General features: G+C 33.3%; 18 protein-coding genes. 16 read left to right on the top strand and 2 right to left on the bottom strand.

The genetic code is table 11. The features are described from left to right. Positions 1–119 precede the first annotated feature (119 nt). The 14 genes from JMI89_RS01470 to JMI89_RS01405 all read left to right on the top strand — a co-directional run bounded on the left by JMI89_RS01470 (position 120) and on the right by JMI89_RS01405 (position 11356). Entirely contained in the window at positions 120–605 is a 486-nt protein-coding gene (locus tag JMI89_RS01470) for a hypothetical protein (RefSeq protein ID WP_220679132.1), read from the top strand. Then, positions 602–2122 carry a DUF3383 family protein gene (locus JMI89_RS01465; RefSeq protein WP_220679131.1) on the top strand — a complete coding sequence of 507 codons (1521 nt, stop codon included), beginning with the start codon at positions 602–604 and terminating at the stop codon, positions 2120–2122. Before JMI89_RS01470 ends, JMI89_RS01465 begins: the two co-directional genes overlap by 4 nt. A 9-nt stretch (positions 2123–2131) precedes the next feature. After that, positions 2132–2557, top strand: a complete 426-nt coding sequence (locus JMI89_RS01460; protein WP_187755747.1) for a phage protein — start codon at positions 2132–2134, stop codon at positions 2555–2557. Between the two features lie 2 nt (positions 2558–2559). Then, a complete protein-coding gene (locus tag JMI89_RS01455; protein WP_187755746.1) occupies positions 2560–2973 on the top strand; it encodes a putative phage tail assembly chaperone in 414 nt (137 codons plus the stop codon). A 145-nt stretch (positions 2974–3118) separates the two neighbouring features. Continuing rightward, entirely contained in the window at positions 3119–5212 is a 2094-nt protein-coding gene (locus JMI89_RS01450) for a hypothetical protein (RefSeq protein ID WP_220679130.1), read from the top strand. Beyond that, positions 5212–5904, top strand: a complete 693-nt coding sequence (locus JMI89_RS01445; protein ID WP_220679129.1) for a phage baseplate protein — start codon at positions 5212–5214, stop codon at positions 5902–5904. The genes JMI89_RS01450 and JMI89_RS01445 overlap by 1 nt, the downstream gene beginning before the upstream one ends. A gap of 15 nt (positions 5905–5919) precedes the next feature. Continuing rightward, positions 5920–6261 carry a hypothetical protein gene (locus JMI89_RS01440; RefSeq protein ID WP_187755743.1) on the top strand — a complete coding sequence of 114 codons (342 nt, stop codon included), beginning with the start codon at positions 5920–5922 and terminating at the stop codon, positions 6259–6261. Further along, complete coding sequence (locus tag JMI89_RS01435) at positions 6230–7057, top strand: hypothetical protein (protein WP_187755742.1); 828 nt, start codon at positions 6230–6232, stop codon at positions 7055–7057. Before JMI89_RS01440 ends, JMI89_RS01435 begins: the two co-directional genes overlap by 32 nt. A 64-nt stretch (positions 7058–7121) precedes the next feature. Next, positions 7122–7799, top strand: coding sequence for a Gp138 family membrane-puncturing spike protein (locus tag JMI89_RS01430; protein ID WP_187755741.1), 678 nt, complete (start codon positions 7122–7124; stop codon positions 7797–7799). Further along, positions 7796–8158: a hypothetical protein gene (locus tag JMI89_RS01425; RefSeq protein WP_220679128.1), complete on the top strand. Its 363-nt coding sequence runs from the start codon at positions 7796–7798 to the stop codon at positions 8156–8158. The genes JMI89_RS01430 and JMI89_RS01425 overlap by 4 nt, the downstream gene beginning before the upstream one ends. Next, positions 8142–9263 (top strand): baseplate J/gp47 family protein, encoded by a 1122-nt coding sequence (locus JMI89_RS01420; RefSeq protein WP_187755739.1) that lies wholly within the window; start codon positions 8142–8144, stop codon positions 9261–9263. The genes JMI89_RS01425 and JMI89_RS01420 overlap by 17 nt, the downstream gene beginning before the upstream one ends. Continuing rightward, positions 9256–9903: a DUF2612 domain-containing protein gene (locus JMI89_RS01415; protein ID WP_220679127.1), complete on the top strand. Its 648-nt coding sequence runs from the start codon at positions 9256–9258 to the stop codon at positions 9901–9903. Before JMI89_RS01420 ends, JMI89_RS01415 begins: the two co-directional genes overlap by 8 nt. A gap of 2 nt (positions 9904–9905) precedes the next feature. Next, positions 9906–10889, top strand: coding sequence for a tail fiber protein (locus JMI89_RS01410; protein ID WP_255562835.1), 984 nt, complete (start codon positions 9906–9908; stop codon positions 10887–10889). A gap of 23 nt (positions 10890–10912) precedes the next feature. Further along, the gene (locus JMI89_RS01405) at positions 10913–11356 is read left to right on the top strand and encodes a tail fiber assembly protein (RefSeq protein WP_220679125.1); all 444 of its coding nucleotides are present in this window, start codon (positions 10913–10915) and stop codon (positions 11354–11356) included. Here JMI89_RS01405 and JMI89_RS01400 read toward each other — a convergent pair whose 3' ends face one another. Beyond that, positions 11357–11920 (bottom strand): serine acetyltransferase, encoded by a 564-nt coding sequence (locus tag JMI89_RS01400; RefSeq protein WP_220679124.1) that lies wholly within the window; start codon positions 11918–11920, stop codon positions 11357–11359. Positions 11921–12031: 111 nt separating this feature from the next. Here JMI89_RS01400 and JMI89_RS01395 point away from each other — a divergent pair, with 111 nt between their 5' ends. Together JMI89_RS01395 and JMI89_RS01390 are read left to right on the top strand one after the other, a co-directional pair. After that, entirely contained in the window at positions 12032–12223 is a 192-nt protein-coding gene (locus JMI89_RS01395) for a tail fiber assembly protein (protein WP_220679192.1), read from the top strand. A gap of 454 nt (positions 12224–12677) precedes the next feature. After that, complete coding sequence (locus JMI89_RS01390) at positions 12678–12908, top strand: hypothetical protein (RefSeq protein ID WP_220679123.1); 231 nt, start codon at positions 12678–12680, stop codon at positions 12906–12908. Positions 12909–13471: 563 nt separating this feature from the next. Here JMI89_RS01390 and umuC read toward each other — a convergent pair. Further along, complete coding sequence (gene umuC / locus JMI89_RS01385) at positions 13472–14740, bottom strand: translesion error-prone DNA polymerase V subunit UmuC (RefSeq protein WP_220679122.1); 1269 nt, start codon at positions 14738–14740, stop codon at positions 13472–13474. Between the last annotated feature and the right edge of the window lie 2 nt (positions 14741–14742).

Below are 14742 nucleotides of genomic sequence, written 5' to 3'. Positions count from 1 at the left end.
AAATCTTGCTTTTTATCACTAACAAAAATCAACCGATATCATTTGTTGTGTTCCATTTAACAATCAACCAATCTCATCAACAAAAAATCAAATAAGGACCAATTTGATATGGAGTCATTATGACTATTACAACCGTGCAACAATTAGATATGCAAGGCATATTAAAGATGATAGCAGTTGCTTTGTCATTACCCGATGATTTAGTCATTGATGCAGCTAATTCAATTGATATTAGTCATTATCAAGAATGCATGACAGTTTTAGCATTATCACAAACTGAAATAGGTTCACAAATAACCTATGACAGCGATAATGAAGTTGAAATCATTCATAGTGTCAATGAATTAGTATTATCCGTTAATGCTTATGGTAGTCGGGCCTTTCAACTGATTAGCCAACTTATTTCATCGATGTCTTTATCATTCATGAAACAATGGCAAAGGCAATTGAAGATCGGGTTTTTACGTTCATCAGCAATAAATACTCTATCCACAGAAAAACCACAACAGGTACAAGTCGAATTAATTTTTTCAATCAGCAATATTTTTAAAGCGGACGTCTATATAGGCGAAAGCGTTCAAATCATAACAGAGGTAAATAAATGAGTTTATCAATTAATCAAATTGTTAATGTATCACTTGAACAATCTTCCCAAGGAGCGACTAAACGCGACTTAAGTGTTATTGCACTTTTCACTGATGAAATGTGCGATGACTTTAAGAATATACATTGTCGTCATGTCATGGTTTCATCAGCAGATGATGTTGCTAATCGTTTTGGTAGTCACTCACGTGTATATCAGGCGGCAAAAAGTCTTTTTTCAGCTCGACCACGATTAAAAACCGCATTGATTGCAAAATATGTTAAGTCAGATTTAGCGATAGCTGCTACGGAAGCAAAATTAGCTGGATCTACTGTTTCAATTGATTATGTAAAATATAAAACCATTAATAATGGTTATTTTAGTTTTACGCTTGGTGAAAAAGTTATAGATATTTCAGGTTTATCTTTTTCAACCGTGTCATCATTAGCGATGGTAGCTAATGTGATTAATAATGCCGTAAGTGAAGCAACAAATAATCAGATTAAAATCATTTTTGATGAAAAAGGTCATCGCTTTATTCTTCAGGCAACACAACCTGGTTCAGATATCGCCTTAAATATGGGTTATGTCTATGATGCTAAACATGATGGTACTTACATTGGAGAGTATTTAAATCTTGTTGATGGTAAAGCTACCCTTTATAAAGGTATCGATGCAACATCTCATAATGCAGAAAGCATTAGCGACGCCATGACAGCTTTACAGAATAAATATCAGAATTGGTATGGTGCCTATTTTGCTAATGTAATTACAGATAGTGAACTGCTAGAAGCCCACGATTGGGTTGTGAGCGCGGATTTAAAAATTTTAGGCTTTACTGAAACGCGTGAAGCTAACCTTGAATATACAGATAACAATATTCTCAAAAAAATAGCGCAAAAAAATAGCGGACGCTTAATGGTGCAATACAACAATACCGGGAATGAGTTTGCCGGTGTTGAATTAATGGCAATTGCATTATCAACAGTTTGGACCGGACTGAATACCGCTAAAACAGTTAAATTTAAACAACTTAATAGTGTCAGTAGTGATGATAAGATCACGCTTAATGAAGCCACAAAATGTCGTCGATTAGGTATTAATTTTTATACCGATTATTCTGGTGTCAATATGTTAGCAGAAGGCGTAATGTTAGGTGGGACATTCATTGATATTATCACTGGCTTAGATGCATTTACCAACGCAGCGCAAATTCAGGCCTTCAATACACTTCAAGGTCGCTCCTCAAAGTTACCACAAACAGATGAAGGACAAGCAGTATTGCTGGCTAGTCTGGCAGTTATTGGTGAACAATTTAAAAATAATGGTTTTTTAGGCCGAGGTAAATGGTCAGGGGAAAATGTTGGTGATCTTGTTTATGGTGAAATTTTAGAATCAGGTTATTACTTCTATTCAGATAGTTTTGATACCCAAGATATCAGCGATCGAAATGCGCGCAAAATGATGCCTATTAATGTTGCACTCAAACTAGCTGGAGCCGGTCATAGTGTTGATATTATTATTAAATACAATATTTAGGAGTAAATAATGGAATTTTCTTTATCTGATGCAGTATTAACAATTAATGGTGAACAAATTACTGGTTTTGAAAATGCACAGGATGCAATATCAATCGCCCCAAACGGTGATGATGGTGATATCACATTTGGTACCAATGGAGATGGTGTATTTATTCACTCTTGTAATCAAGGAGCAACGGTCACCATCAAGATTTTACAACATGCAAAAGCGAATAAATTATTAAATGATTTACGTAATAATCAAGTTAAAAATTCACGTTCATCGAAATCTAATTTAATTGTTTATGAAGACTTACGTAATGGCGATAAGATCACTATTACCGATGCTTGGTTCACAACACCACCAACTATTGCACGTGGTACTTCTCATAATGGTAATACTTGGACATTAAAAGCGATTACCGCCGATTTTCAATTAACTGAAGGTAAATAAAGATGCAAAGTGAAGATAAAATTATTGGTAATTGCACTTATAGCTTTCGTAAAGCGAATTTTATGGTAGCGAGAACAGAAGCGTTTAAATTAACAGCCCTTTTAAAGGGCTGTTTTGCATCTGAGGGAAAAACCGATTTTGATATTGGGCAACTTTTATCAAATTTAAATTCTCAAGAAATGAATGAGGTAGAAAAATTTATAGCTCAACATACCGTTGTCACTGATGAAAATGGTAAAAAGTTTTTATTACAAAAAGATAACGAAGCGGAAAGTTTTTTTAATGAGCATCGCGATCAATATCTCCAATTTTTATTTGAAGGGTTAAAATTTCATTTTTTGGGTTTTTTACCAAATGGCCTCGCATCCAAAGTAAGTACGCTCAGCTTGGACAATCTAGCGGATTTAGCGATGTAGATTGGTTTATTTGGACACCGGTAGTAAAAGGATTTACTACCTTAAATGATCTCAGAACCATTTATTCGTTAGATGATGTGTTAGATATGCATGAGGTCATAGCTGAAATGGCAATAACAGAAGCAGAAATGAGTAAGAGGTAACAATGCATGTTGATCAAATGTTGATTAAGCTTGGATTTGATTCATATAAAGCAATTAAAATAGCGGTTGCAATTCAGTTGATGGTTAAAGTTGTTAATAATGTTCAACAGCAATGCCAGCATTATAATAAATCCAATGATAACAAAGCACTTAATATTATAAAAAAGGAAAATGATAAGAAAACACCTGCTAGTACCAGCAAGCAAGACGACGATAAACAAAACTCAAAAGAACTAAAAAAGAAACTAAATTTACTTAAATCAACGCTAAGTGTTATAAAAAATATTGTTAAATTTAGCAAAAATATCGCATCATTTTTTAATGAAGCGATTAACAATGCCAAAAAACTTGCTAATGAAGAAGATGTATTATTCAAAATAACTTGTTGTCAACTTTATCTAGTTGAAAGATATAATAAAACCATGTCTGCGCTTGGCGTCGCAGTTGATAGTATTTGTACTAAGATTGCATTAGATTTGGCGCCAATAATTATTGAAATTGCTAATGATTTTCATAATTGGTTAAAAGCGAATAAGGAATTAATTGCGCATGGAATTGCTGTGTTAGTGAAATGCATTGGCACGATTCTCCATGCAGTTAGTAGGGCAATAAAATACATTGATAAAATTATTACCGCGACGATTGGTTGGGAAAATACCTTAACAATTTTAACTGCAGCATGGATTATATTTAATCGACATTTATTATTTAGTCCGATTGGTGTGGTAATTGGATTGATAACAGGATTGCTTATATTATTCGATGATTTAATGACTTATCTGGAAAAAGGTGATAGCACATTCGGTGAGTTTTGGAAACCATTAGTAAGCACAGTTCACATGTTGCATGATCTTTTTAATTTATTACCTAAACCAATTAAAGACTGTTTACTTGGTCTAGGAACATTCATCGGCGGTCTGGCTGGTCTAAGTTTAGGGGCAATAGGTTTATTTAATGTTATAAAATTAGTTTTTAGTTCATTACAGATACTTGGTGGGAGTTTAACCACTATCGCTTCAGTGTGTAAAACTTTGATAGGTCCGAGTTTCTCTTTTTTGATAAGCATATTTAAAGGTTTTACCGTTGTAGCATTAAGATTGGCTTCATTGCTTATATCCGGTGTAGCCACTTCAATAACCGTGGTTGCTTCAGTGGTAAAAACGGCCTTTTTAATGATAGGTAGCGCACTTAAAACTTTAACTACAATTTTGATTGCTAATCCAATATTGCTTATTATTGCTGCTATAGCGCTTGCCGCGTACCTTATTTATGATAATTGGTCGGCAATTGAATCATTTTTTTCTAAATTATGGGATGATATTGTATCAGCGTTTAAACCTATAAGTGCTTTTTTCAAAAAGTTGTGGGCTGCTGTCATTAGGATATTTTATTACGCGATAGATGGTATTGTGTCGTATTACAGCTTGCTTTGGAAAGGCGTTGTAATCGTCTGTAAATGGATAGGGTCATTGTTTAAGAATTTATGGACTGGTATTACCAACCTATTTTCTGGAGCCATTGATGGTATTATAACACTCTTTGATGTGCTTTGGGATGCTGCTGTAACAGTGGTTAAATCTATAGCTTCATGTTTTGGGCGTATTTTTGATTATATCTGTTCTCCATTTAAAGCTGCCTGGAAATTTGTTAGCAATTTCTTTGATTCTTGTCATGAATACACTAATTCGTTTGTGAATAAAATTAGTAAAAGTTTTTTGCAAATGGGTAGTAATTTAATGTCATTACTTAGCCGTTTAGGAGGGTGGGGTAAAGGTAAATTTACTTCAATAATTGACAGTGTATCAGATAATATAAAAGGGGTTTTATCTTGTTTTGGTTTAACATCGGATGATACAAAAAACAATCGTAATGGTTATACTACTACTGACATAATTGATTTTCAGACAGTCGCTGCCGTATCACAAAAAGGTGCCAGAAAAAATATATCTAATACCGTCAATCAAGGTAATATTAACAATAATATTGTCATTAATGCTCAAGATACCAAAGCAGCGGTTAGTCAAGCCAGCAATGAACTAATTAAACAAATTATTGATGCTAATAATAATGCTAGAACGGCAATGGGGGTCTATTAATGGCTTTTGAAACGATCTTAAATTCATCGAATAATCATAGTGGTGCGTTGCTAAGTAATTCTTTTGGCTGCTTTGATTTCGACGCTGTTACGATAGTACAGCATGCATCAAATTTAAATTTGACTGAAAATCCAATTGAAAACGGTACAAATATTAATGATCATGCCATATTACAGCCAAAAGAAGTTACGCTTACAGGCATTATTGTAGGTTATACGCCTCCGTTTAAGATGCTTTTAACCAAAAGTGAAGCGTTCTTAGAGGTGGAATATAAATCATCCATAGAAGTTCAAATAATGTCTGCCATAGCAAATTTGAAGGTAAAACAAATTTCCTCGACTTATGATAATGATTATAGAGTTAATAATCGTTTAACAGCAGATTTTCTGCCTGATTACGATCCAGTCTCTTTAGATATGAGCGAAAGTGATCGAATTGCTCACGCTTATGAATTGTTATTAAAAATCCAACGTTCTGGGAAAGTTTTAACCTTAGAAACACAAATGAAGCGTTATAAAAATATGATGATTACATCTATTAGTAGTGCACAAAAAAATAGTATGTCAGCAGAATTTTCATTAACTTTACGGGAAGTTTTTATTGTAGAAACTCAAATTGGCTCTGGATTTAAAGATTGGTTAGGTAAGACAAATCCTAAACAAGTCGATAGTTATTGTCTCTGTTCTGATTGATAGGTTGGTGAAACAATGTATAGAATTCAAATTACATCGGCAGCAGTCCAAGAACAATCATTTTCACTCTATGAAATGAATCTTAGGCTGACACTCTATTATAATCAGTTGTCCAGATGTTATCAGTTTGATTTATTTGATCTCAATAAAAATCAGTTTATCACTCAGTTAAAAGGATTATCGGTGAGTAGTCCATCGCTGCTTGAATTTAATTTACCATTTGTTTTGGTTTTAAAAGATAAATCAGAATTGGGTATTGGATCAATTAGTCAAACAGATTTTGCTAACAGATTTGCTTTATTGATTATGACAAGAGAAGAATATCGTGAAACAATTCGGACGAGAGATACTACTTAAAATTGGTAATGAGGATGAAAGTTTAACCTATAGTAATTTAAGAATAACTTTTAATGTTACAAAAACAATTAGCTCAGAACCCAATACCGGCGAAATTACCATCTACAACTTAAATCAAAATACCCGCAATTTAATTACCACGAAATACTACCAACATGTTGAGTTATATATCTGTTATCGGGAAGATGATTTTCGATTAATATTTAAGGGTGATGTTATCAGCATTAATAATTCACAATCTGATTTAGATATCATTACGCATTTAAAATGTGCTGATGGTTTCAAGGCGTACACTGATAAAACAATCGTTAAAACATTATCATCAGGTCAAAGTGACATCGTGGTTGTTAATGAAGCGTTAGCAAGTTTTAACATTCAAGCCGCGACAATTGATTTACCGCGAAATACTATTTTGCCAAGAGGAAAAGTATTATTTTGTGATGCTCGTGAAGCGGTGTCTAAAGTCGCTATAAATAATCGCGCTGATTGGTCGATTCAAGATGGACAACTCGCGATTATTCCTAAAAACACAGCGCTTCGCAATGATGAAGGATATATTATCTCAAGCGCTACAGGCATGATTGGAAGCCCTGAAAAAAATGACGATGGTTTAGAAGTTACAACCCTTTGTAATCCATATTTTAAAATTGGTGGTTTAATTCGAATTGAGTCGCAGATAACGGAATATAACGGCAATTATAAAATTAAGTCAATTCAACATGAAGGTGATTTAATGGGCAGTGACTGGAAAAGTAAATTAGTTTGTACAGGTGGTAATTTCGTTATAAAAAAATAACGAGAAATAACCTTTAATCAGCCTCCAATGGAGGCTTTTTTATTGTCAAAATTTAGGTATCACAATGGTTGAATCATTATTTAATGTAATTAAAGGTTGTATAACACAAGATAGATCAACGTTATATACAGCGTTGCCTGCGCGAGTGGTCAGTTTCAATGGGCATACGGTTACGTGCGAGATCATGATTAACAAAATGATGACTAACGGCCAAGAGATTGAGCTCCCTCCCTTAGTCGATGTGATTGCACAGTTTCCTCATGCAGGTGGATTTTGTTTTACCGTTCCAATCAAAGCCGGTGATGAAGGATTAGTGATATTTTCCAGTCGCTGTATCGATGGATGGTATGCATCAGGCAACAAATCGATTCCACTTGATAACCGCATGCATGATCTCAGTGATGGCATTTTTATCGTTGGTGTAAACAGTGTGCCAAACAAAATTTCTGATTTTTATCATGATGGTGTATCAATGCAGACTGATGATGCTTCGACATATATCCGATTGGCTCAAGGTAAGATTTATATAAAAGGAGATATAGAACATTTGGGTAATTGTCAACAAATAGGGGATGCTGTCTTAATGGGAAGCTATAATCAAGTAGGAAGTTGGACGCAACAAGGTGGAATGGCATCGGCAAAAGGGACACTACAAGCTGAGAAAATTATTGGTGGTGGTATTGATTTAGAAAATCATGTTCACGTTGAAACCAATAAGATTACGGAGAAACCGAAAAAATGATAGTGCGAGAATTGGATATTAACCATGATTGGACATTTGGACGCGGTAAGGCCAATTATTTAACCGGTTCGGCTGCAATTAGACAATGTATAAAAACAAAATTATTTTCTTTAAAAAACAATTGGTTTTTAAATAAAGATGATGGCATCGCGTGGTTCAATTATTTGGAAAAAAATCCTGATACTATTCAATTAGAACGTGAAATTAAAACAGCCATATTGAGTGTTGAAGGAGTCAACGAAATTATACATTTTACTATTTTACTCGATAGTATAACACGGATCTTTTTAGTTCAAGTGACCTATAACGATAAATATAACAATTTAAATGAGGCTGAATATTATGTTGACAGTCACTAAAACTGGCATAACAGTCGATAGTTATCAAACAATTTATAACCGGCTTTCTAATCAATTTAAAAAAATTTATGGTAATGATGTTAATTTAGATAGTGATACGCCTGATGGGCAGTTATTGGCATTATTTGCCAAAGAAATGGAAACCATTCATCAGTCAGTTTCATTTATTGTGCAAATGTTAGATCCTTATCAGGCAATGGGACAATGGCTCGAACAACGAGCTTTATATGCTGGCATTATTAGAAATACGGCATCCTATTCTTATATTGATAGTGTCATTATTACTGGTAAACCTAATACACATATCCCGTTAAATACTGTTCTGATTGATCAGAATAAGCATCAGTGGATCGTAACTGAAGCGATTACTTTAAATGAATTAGGTAGTGGTAGAACTCAGTTACGTTCAAATGAATTAGGTAATTATAAAGTTAAAATCAATGAGATGTTGCAATTATCTACCATTATTATAGGTATAGAAAAAGTAATTGTAAATTCTGAAAGTCATGGTGGCTCAGAAGAAGAAAGTGACGCCGATTTATTAAAACGCTTTATGTTGTCACATTCAATCAACAGTAACGACGAACGATTAGGGATTAAAGCCGCATTATATAACTTACCTGGCGTAGCAAAATGTGAAGTTTATGAAAACTATTCTCATTTAACCGATGAAAAAGGGATACCTCCTCATAGTATAAATGTGGTAATTGCTGGCGGTGATGATGAAGAGATTGCACAAACGATTGCTAGAAAGAAAATCGGTGGGTGTGGTTTATCAGGGAAACTTGAAAAAAAAGTTTGGTTATATGATGCTCAACGTTTAGTTCGTTTTGATCGTCCGATTCGTAACAATCTCACAGTTTCAATGCGTTTAGGCCGTTATAAATCGTTTAGCGATATTGATACTCAGTCTATTGAAAAACATTTAATGGCACTTGATTTTGAAATTGGTGAAACGGTTTATGCAACTCGGTTAATATCCAGTATTAATTTAACCAATGGGTTTTATATTAAATCATTAACAGTTAATAATTCTGACATTTGCTACGTCGATTATCGTGAATATGCCGCTATAACAAAAGTAGAGGTATTTATCGATGGCTAGGAATTATTTGATTTTACAGTATCACAATAAACCAAAAGCATTAGGTACAATCAATGCGTTATATGCGATGACTGATGAAATTTTTAAAACAGTACTCGACATTGCTGATGTCCTTAATATCAATAAGGCGAAAGGTTATGCATTAGATTTAATTGGCCTGCATGTTGGAATGAGTCGAATATTAAATCATGCAGTAGCCAAACAGTTCTTTGGTTTTTTAGCCGATGAAATAGCATTAGGTTTTAATATAGGTAAATTTTATCGTTATGATGATTCATTATACGATACTGTCCGTCTTGATGATGATGACTATCGTTTTTTCCTCAAAGCGAAAATAATGAAAAATTTTCAGGATGGTACTTTAGCTAATTCGATCCACTCAATTCAATATTTGTTAAGCCAAGCGAGTAACGTCATCGATAATCAAAATATGACAATGAATATTGTCGTCGATCGCAATCTCCTCAATACCATTAAACTTTATGCCATTAAATACTTAGATATTCTGGTACGCCCAGTTGGTGTTAAATATCAATTTATCGTTATCACAAATCAACAACCATTTGGCTTTTATCATGATAAACAATCATTTGGATTTGATAATGGTACATTTATAAGATTAGAAGCAATAGGACATTAATGATGAAAATACAAAAACATCCCGATTATTTAATTTTTGCCCAAGATTCAAAAAGTGGTGAATTACTGGATTTCCCTGATGTATCTCGCGGATGGGGAATTACTATCGATCAAACCGCATCTAAACCGCCAATGGAGTGGATGAATGGCGCTTTTAATCGTATCGATAAAAACATGCTGTATTTACTTCAACAGGGTGTGCCAGAATGGAGTGAGCAAGTTTTCTATCCCGTTAATGCAATCATTAAATATAATGGAATAATTTATATTGCCAAAGTAGAAAATGAAAGTGTCAATCCCATAAGTAATGTCAATAAATGGACTAAATTAATCCCAGAAGCCTCAACTGAACACAAAGGAATTGTGCAATTAAGCTCTGCGATTGATAGTACATCAGAAGCATTGGCAGCGACACCCAAAGCGGTTAAAACTGCCGTTGATAAAGCCAATAGTGCCACAACTGTCGCAAACACGGCTAAAGCGAACGCAGCAACTGCGCAATCTAAAGCGGATAGCGCTTATATATTAGCAAGCACCGCCAACACTACGGCTAATACGGCTAAATCTATCGCTGAAACGAATGCTTCAACTACCGCTAAAGGACGTGTTCAGCTTAATTCGGCAGTGAATAGTACCGTAGAAAATCAAGCCGCTACACCCAAAGCCGTTAAAGCAGCTTATGATAAAGCTATTGAGGCAATGAGCGCATCTGTTGAAAATACAGCATTAAAATCCACAAATGGCTGGTGGAAATGTGGAAAAACTGGAGTGATTATACAATTTGGCAGAGGGCAAAATAAAGCTAAAATTACATTTCCTTTAGCGTTTCCAACATATGTATCATCTGTCTCAGTCACAATAAATGGGAAATCAAATGGTGCGAGAGGATCAGAAGCACAAAATATAACAAACACTGGATTCACTCCGAGCGAGACAGGTAACGGACTTGCTATTGATCAAATCACATACATCGCCATCGGGTATTAAAATGAGAAGATAGGATATTAATCATGAATCAATATTATTACTCAAAAGAAAAAAAAACATTTTTTCATTCGTCAGTTCATGCAAAAGAACAAATGACAGCAGATGCAATTGAAATCTCTGATGAACAACACGAAAAGTTGCTCAGTGCTATTAACAAAGGTTGTATTGTATTTGATGATTTAACAATTTCAGAGCCCAAGCCATCAGAGTTTCATAAATGGGATGGAGAAAAATGGATTGAAGATATTGAATCAAAGAAAACATATATAACAAACAAAAATGAAGAGTTAAAAAATAGTTTATTAAATGAGGTAAATCAAAATATTCAAATGATTAAAAGATTAGTAAAATATAATTTTGCAACTGATGATGAAAAAGAAAGATTGGAGTCATTAGAAATTTACTCTATTCAGCTATCTAGGCTTGATACATCAATTGAAGATATGGAAATCCCTACAAAACCTTAATTAAAATTTCTTCAATATAGTCGTTTTTTTTGTATAAACGGTGCAATTGTCTGGAATATCTTTGTTTATGAAGGACATTGCGCCAATTTTAACATTATCACCTATTTTTATATTCTGACCGAAAATCATACTGCTAGCTCCGATTGTGACATCATCACCAATCTTTATTGAACCACCTATGTCGTAGTTTTTAAAGCCTATAACTACATTACTACCAATTTTTAATCTATCTCCTATTTTAGCTTTTCTGGTGATTACAACACCGATTGGATGCCACATATCAAAACCAATACCAATTTCAGCTTGCAATGGAATATCTATTGAATATCTTATATTTAATTTTCTATTAATTTTTACTGCAACTCTTTTTTGTTTATTACTTTCTGACCGAAACATAAAGTAAGCAAGCCGATACCACATCATATAAGTGTTATCGCTTTTACTTAATTTATTAAGTAATCTACTCCATTTAAATTCTTTTTTTATGAATTCAACTTCCCAATATTCTTTTAATTCAGTTAAATCATGCGTTAATAAAAAAATAATAATATGAATATATTTCATAATAAAAAATCTACCTATAACATCTGAATGCATTGAATTATACATCAAATTAATAAAACATCCTTTTACAAATTGTGATTTGACTTATTCTTTTATGATGAAGACGCGACAATAAAGAAGAATCGATTAATCAGTGAAGCATCTAATCAGATTGCATATTTGCAAGATGCTGTTGATTTAGAGATAGCTACCGATGAAGAAAAAACAGTATGTGCTGCTTGGAAAAAGTATCGAATATTACTTAATCGTATTAATGTGAATGACGCGCCAAATATTGTTTGGCCAGAAAAACCGTCAATTTAAAAAACATAATGCGTATTATTATAATGCCTATTTTATCATCACATACGGTGTGGTGAAGATCTGTCATATTGATTCGTTCATCCATTTCAAGTTTATATATTATCAATTAACTAATTTCTTTATCTGCACATATTACTAACGCAAAACAGTGTTGTTATTAATCATACCTGAATGGTGTCCTTCCATTCAACCAATACACGTCATATTTACCTACCTAACGACAAAGACAGCAGTAGCTGTCTTTGCTTGTCTGTTTTTTGTGTATTAACCGATTGATTTTTCAATTCTCAATAGTGGTACTAACAAAACAGGTGAGCGTTAATATATTTTTTAAATCAATAAAAAAATTAATTTATGTGATTGCAGACTTAAAAATTAATTGCAACCATTTTCTGTAAACCAAACCATTTTATTTTAGTATTGATAATTTGATATAACTGATAAGGGGATTACTATGCTTAAGGAAAATAATGAATTATTCAATGACATTGAGGCAAAATTGATGCAAGTACAGACTTTAATCGAGGTAATACTTGATAATCATAACTATCAAGCGGTAGGATATGATGAACCTTTCATTGACCATCATAAATCAGGTAATCTTATGTGGGCAGCAGTTGATTTAGTCCATGAAGCTATTGAAGAATTGGGTGAACTTGATTTTAATATCAAAAATCATTATTGATGTATTCGATATTATTGGTTGAGTACTTTAATTGCTTTTGTTTAACGAACTAAAATAATTAGAGCATAGTCACGCTATTAATTATTTTTTTATTAGATATCTATTGATATTAAGTAAATACTATTTAAACAATAAGTATTTTTCATTGATCTTCTTAGTGAGATATGTAAAAACGAATTCTAATATATTATTGGCAATCTCTGTTTGCTGCCCTATAACATAACTATCAGATTTTATTTTTAGTATCATATGAGCAAAGATTAAAACGGTTTCCGAGCGTTGATTTACCTGATAATTCATCGAATATTGTAATGCTTTATCAGGTAATTAACCTATGTGAAGTGGTGAGTGATAATTAGCTAAACTCTTAGCATAAATATTATCAATGCAGGATTGACTTAATAGTATTTTAATATGTTATCCAATACTGATTATCCTGAGTTTATGTTTTTTATATGTCTTGATATTAAGATAATCATATTGTAAAAATTCTATCATTAATATGTTTGCTGTAAATATTTATTATTAATGGTAAATTAAAATACATATTTGTTCGAAAATGATCATGATATCTTAACCTTAGCAAGATCTTTAACTTGCGTTGTATAAGCTGGTGACAAAAATTGCTGCTTCATATGCCATTGCCCTTTCACGCCTTGTGACGCAAAAAAAATTTTGCCCATATTTGATTGATTAATCTGATCGATGGTTTTCATTAATGTTTCATTTTTAATCTGTTTTTTGTGATCTAAAAATAAATCGAATTGTTTCAATTTATGGTGATGAAAATCATTTAAAATAACACCTGCCTTTTGATATATCCTATCTTCTAACCATATCCTCTTAAGAATTTTTTGTGCAGCCGTTAATAATTGCCGGGTATCATTGGTGGCGGCTAGTATTTCTGAAGCATAATTACTGTAGTAAGGTGTATTAGGCGTAAATGGACTGCTACGAATAAAAACGGTAATATGCTGACAATATTGCCCATCAGCTCGGAGTTTTTCTGCTGCGCGAGCTGTATAGTTACAAATAGCCTCCTGCATAACAATAAATTCTGTCACTTTTTCGCCAAATGAACGTGAGCAAACAATTTGTTTACGTGGCTCGCTGACCTCTTCTAATGATAGACACGACTCACCATTGAGTTCGCGCACTGTTCTTTCCACAATAACATTAAATTTTTTTCGTGCTTGATAAGGTGATAATTGTGCTAAATCCATCGCAGTATGAATATTCATCATATTCAGTTGTCTGGTTAATTGTCGACCAATTCCCCAAACTTCAGCAACGGGTGTAATTGCCATTAATTTACGTTGCCGATTGCGCTCAGAAAGTACTACCACACCTTCGGTTTTTCGCCACTTTTTTGCTGCATAATTAGCTAATTTAGCTAATGTTTTAGTTGGACCTATCCCTACTCCAACTGTTAAATGGTTATGTTGTTGTATGGTATCTCGGATAATTTTCCCTTGCCATGCCAAAGATAATTGTTGCTCGGAGTAAGATAGTTGACAAAATGCTTCATCAATACTATAAATTTCTATATTCGGTGCTAATGTAGCCAAGGTTTCCATAACACGATGAGACATGTCAGCATATAAAGCATAATTACTACTAAAGACCTGTATAGCATATTGACTAATAAATTCAGGCGATAATGTAAAATAGGGTTGGCCCATTTTAATCCCTAGTTCTTTTGCTTCATCATTTCTGGCAATAACACAACCATCATTATTACTTAGAACAATGATAGGTTTATTTTCAAGATCTGGACGAAATACCTTTTCACAACTGGCATAGAAAGCGTTAACATCAACAAGAGCAAACATTG

This window comes from Frischella sp. Ac48 (genome assembly GCF_019641635.1).
In the GTDB taxonomy this organism is placed as follows: domain Bacteria; phylum Pseudomonadota; class Gammaproteobacteria; order Enterobacterales; family Orbaceae; genus Frischella; species Frischella japonica.
Note: the sequence above shows the minus strand (reverse complement) of the source record. Positions and strands in the feature narration are given on the sequence as shown.

Excerpts from the sequence above, each read along its gene's own strand:
- JMI89_RS01470 (WP_220679132.1), top strand. The coding sequence starts at position 120 with ATGACTATTACAACCGTGCAACAATTAGATATGCAAGGCATATTAAAG.
- JMI89_RS01465 (WP_220679131.1), top strand. The coding sequence starts at position 602 with ATGAGTTTATCAATTAATCAAATTGTTAATGTATCACTTGAACAATCT.
- JMI89_RS01460 (WP_187755747.1), top strand. The coding sequence starts at position 2,132 with ATGGAATTTTCTTTATCTGATGCAGTATTAACAATTAATGGTGAACAA.
- JMI89_RS01455 (WP_187755746.1), top strand. The coding sequence starts at position 2,560 with ATGCAAAGTGAAGATAAAATTATTGGTAATTGCACTTATAGCTTTCGT.
- JMI89_RS01450 (WP_220679130.1), top strand. The coding sequence starts at position 3,119 with ATGCATGTTGATCAAATGTTGATTAAGCTTGGATTTGATTCATATAAA.
- JMI89_RS01445 (WP_220679129.1), top strand. The coding sequence starts at position 5,212 with ATGGCTTTTGAAACGATCTTAAATTCATCGAATAATCATAGTGGTGCG.
- JMI89_RS01440 (WP_187755743.1), top strand. The coding sequence starts at position 5,920 with ATGTATAGAATTCAAATTACATCGGCAGCAGTCCAAGAACAATCATTT.
- JMI89_RS01430 (WP_187755741.1), top strand. The coding sequence starts at position 7,122 with ATGGTTGAATCATTATTTAATGTAATTAAAGGTTGTATAACACAAGAT.
- JMI89_RS01425 (WP_220679128.1), top strand. The coding sequence starts at position 7,796 with ATGATAGTGCGAGAATTGGATATTAACCATGATTGGACATTTGGACGC.
- JMI89_RS01420 (WP_187755739.1), top strand. The coding sequence starts at position 8,142 with ATGTTGACAGTCACTAAAACTGGCATAACAGTCGATAGTTATCAAACA.
- JMI89_RS01415 (WP_220679127.1), top strand. The coding sequence starts at position 9,256 with ATGGCTAGGAATTATTTGATTTTACAGTATCACAATAAACCAAAAGCA.
- JMI89_RS01410 (WP_255562835.1), top strand. The coding sequence starts at position 9,906 with ATGAAAATACAAAAACATCCCGATTATTTAATTTTTGCCCAAGATTCA.
- JMI89_RS01405 (WP_220679125.1), top strand. The coding sequence starts at position 10,913 with ATGAATCAATATTATTACTCAAAAGAAAAAAAAACATTTTTTCATTCG.
- JMI89_RS01400 (WP_220679124.1), bottom strand. The coding sequence starts at position 11,920 with ATGAAATATATTCATATTATTATTTTTTTATTAACGCATGATTTAACT.
- JMI89_RS01390 (WP_220679123.1), top strand. The coding sequence starts at position 12,678 with ATGCTTAAGGAAAATAATGAATTATTCAATGACATTGAGGCAAAATTG.
- umuC (WP_220679122.1), bottom strand. The coding sequence starts at position 14,740 with ATGTTTGCTCTTGTTGATGTTAACGCTTTCTATGCCAGTTGTGAAAAG.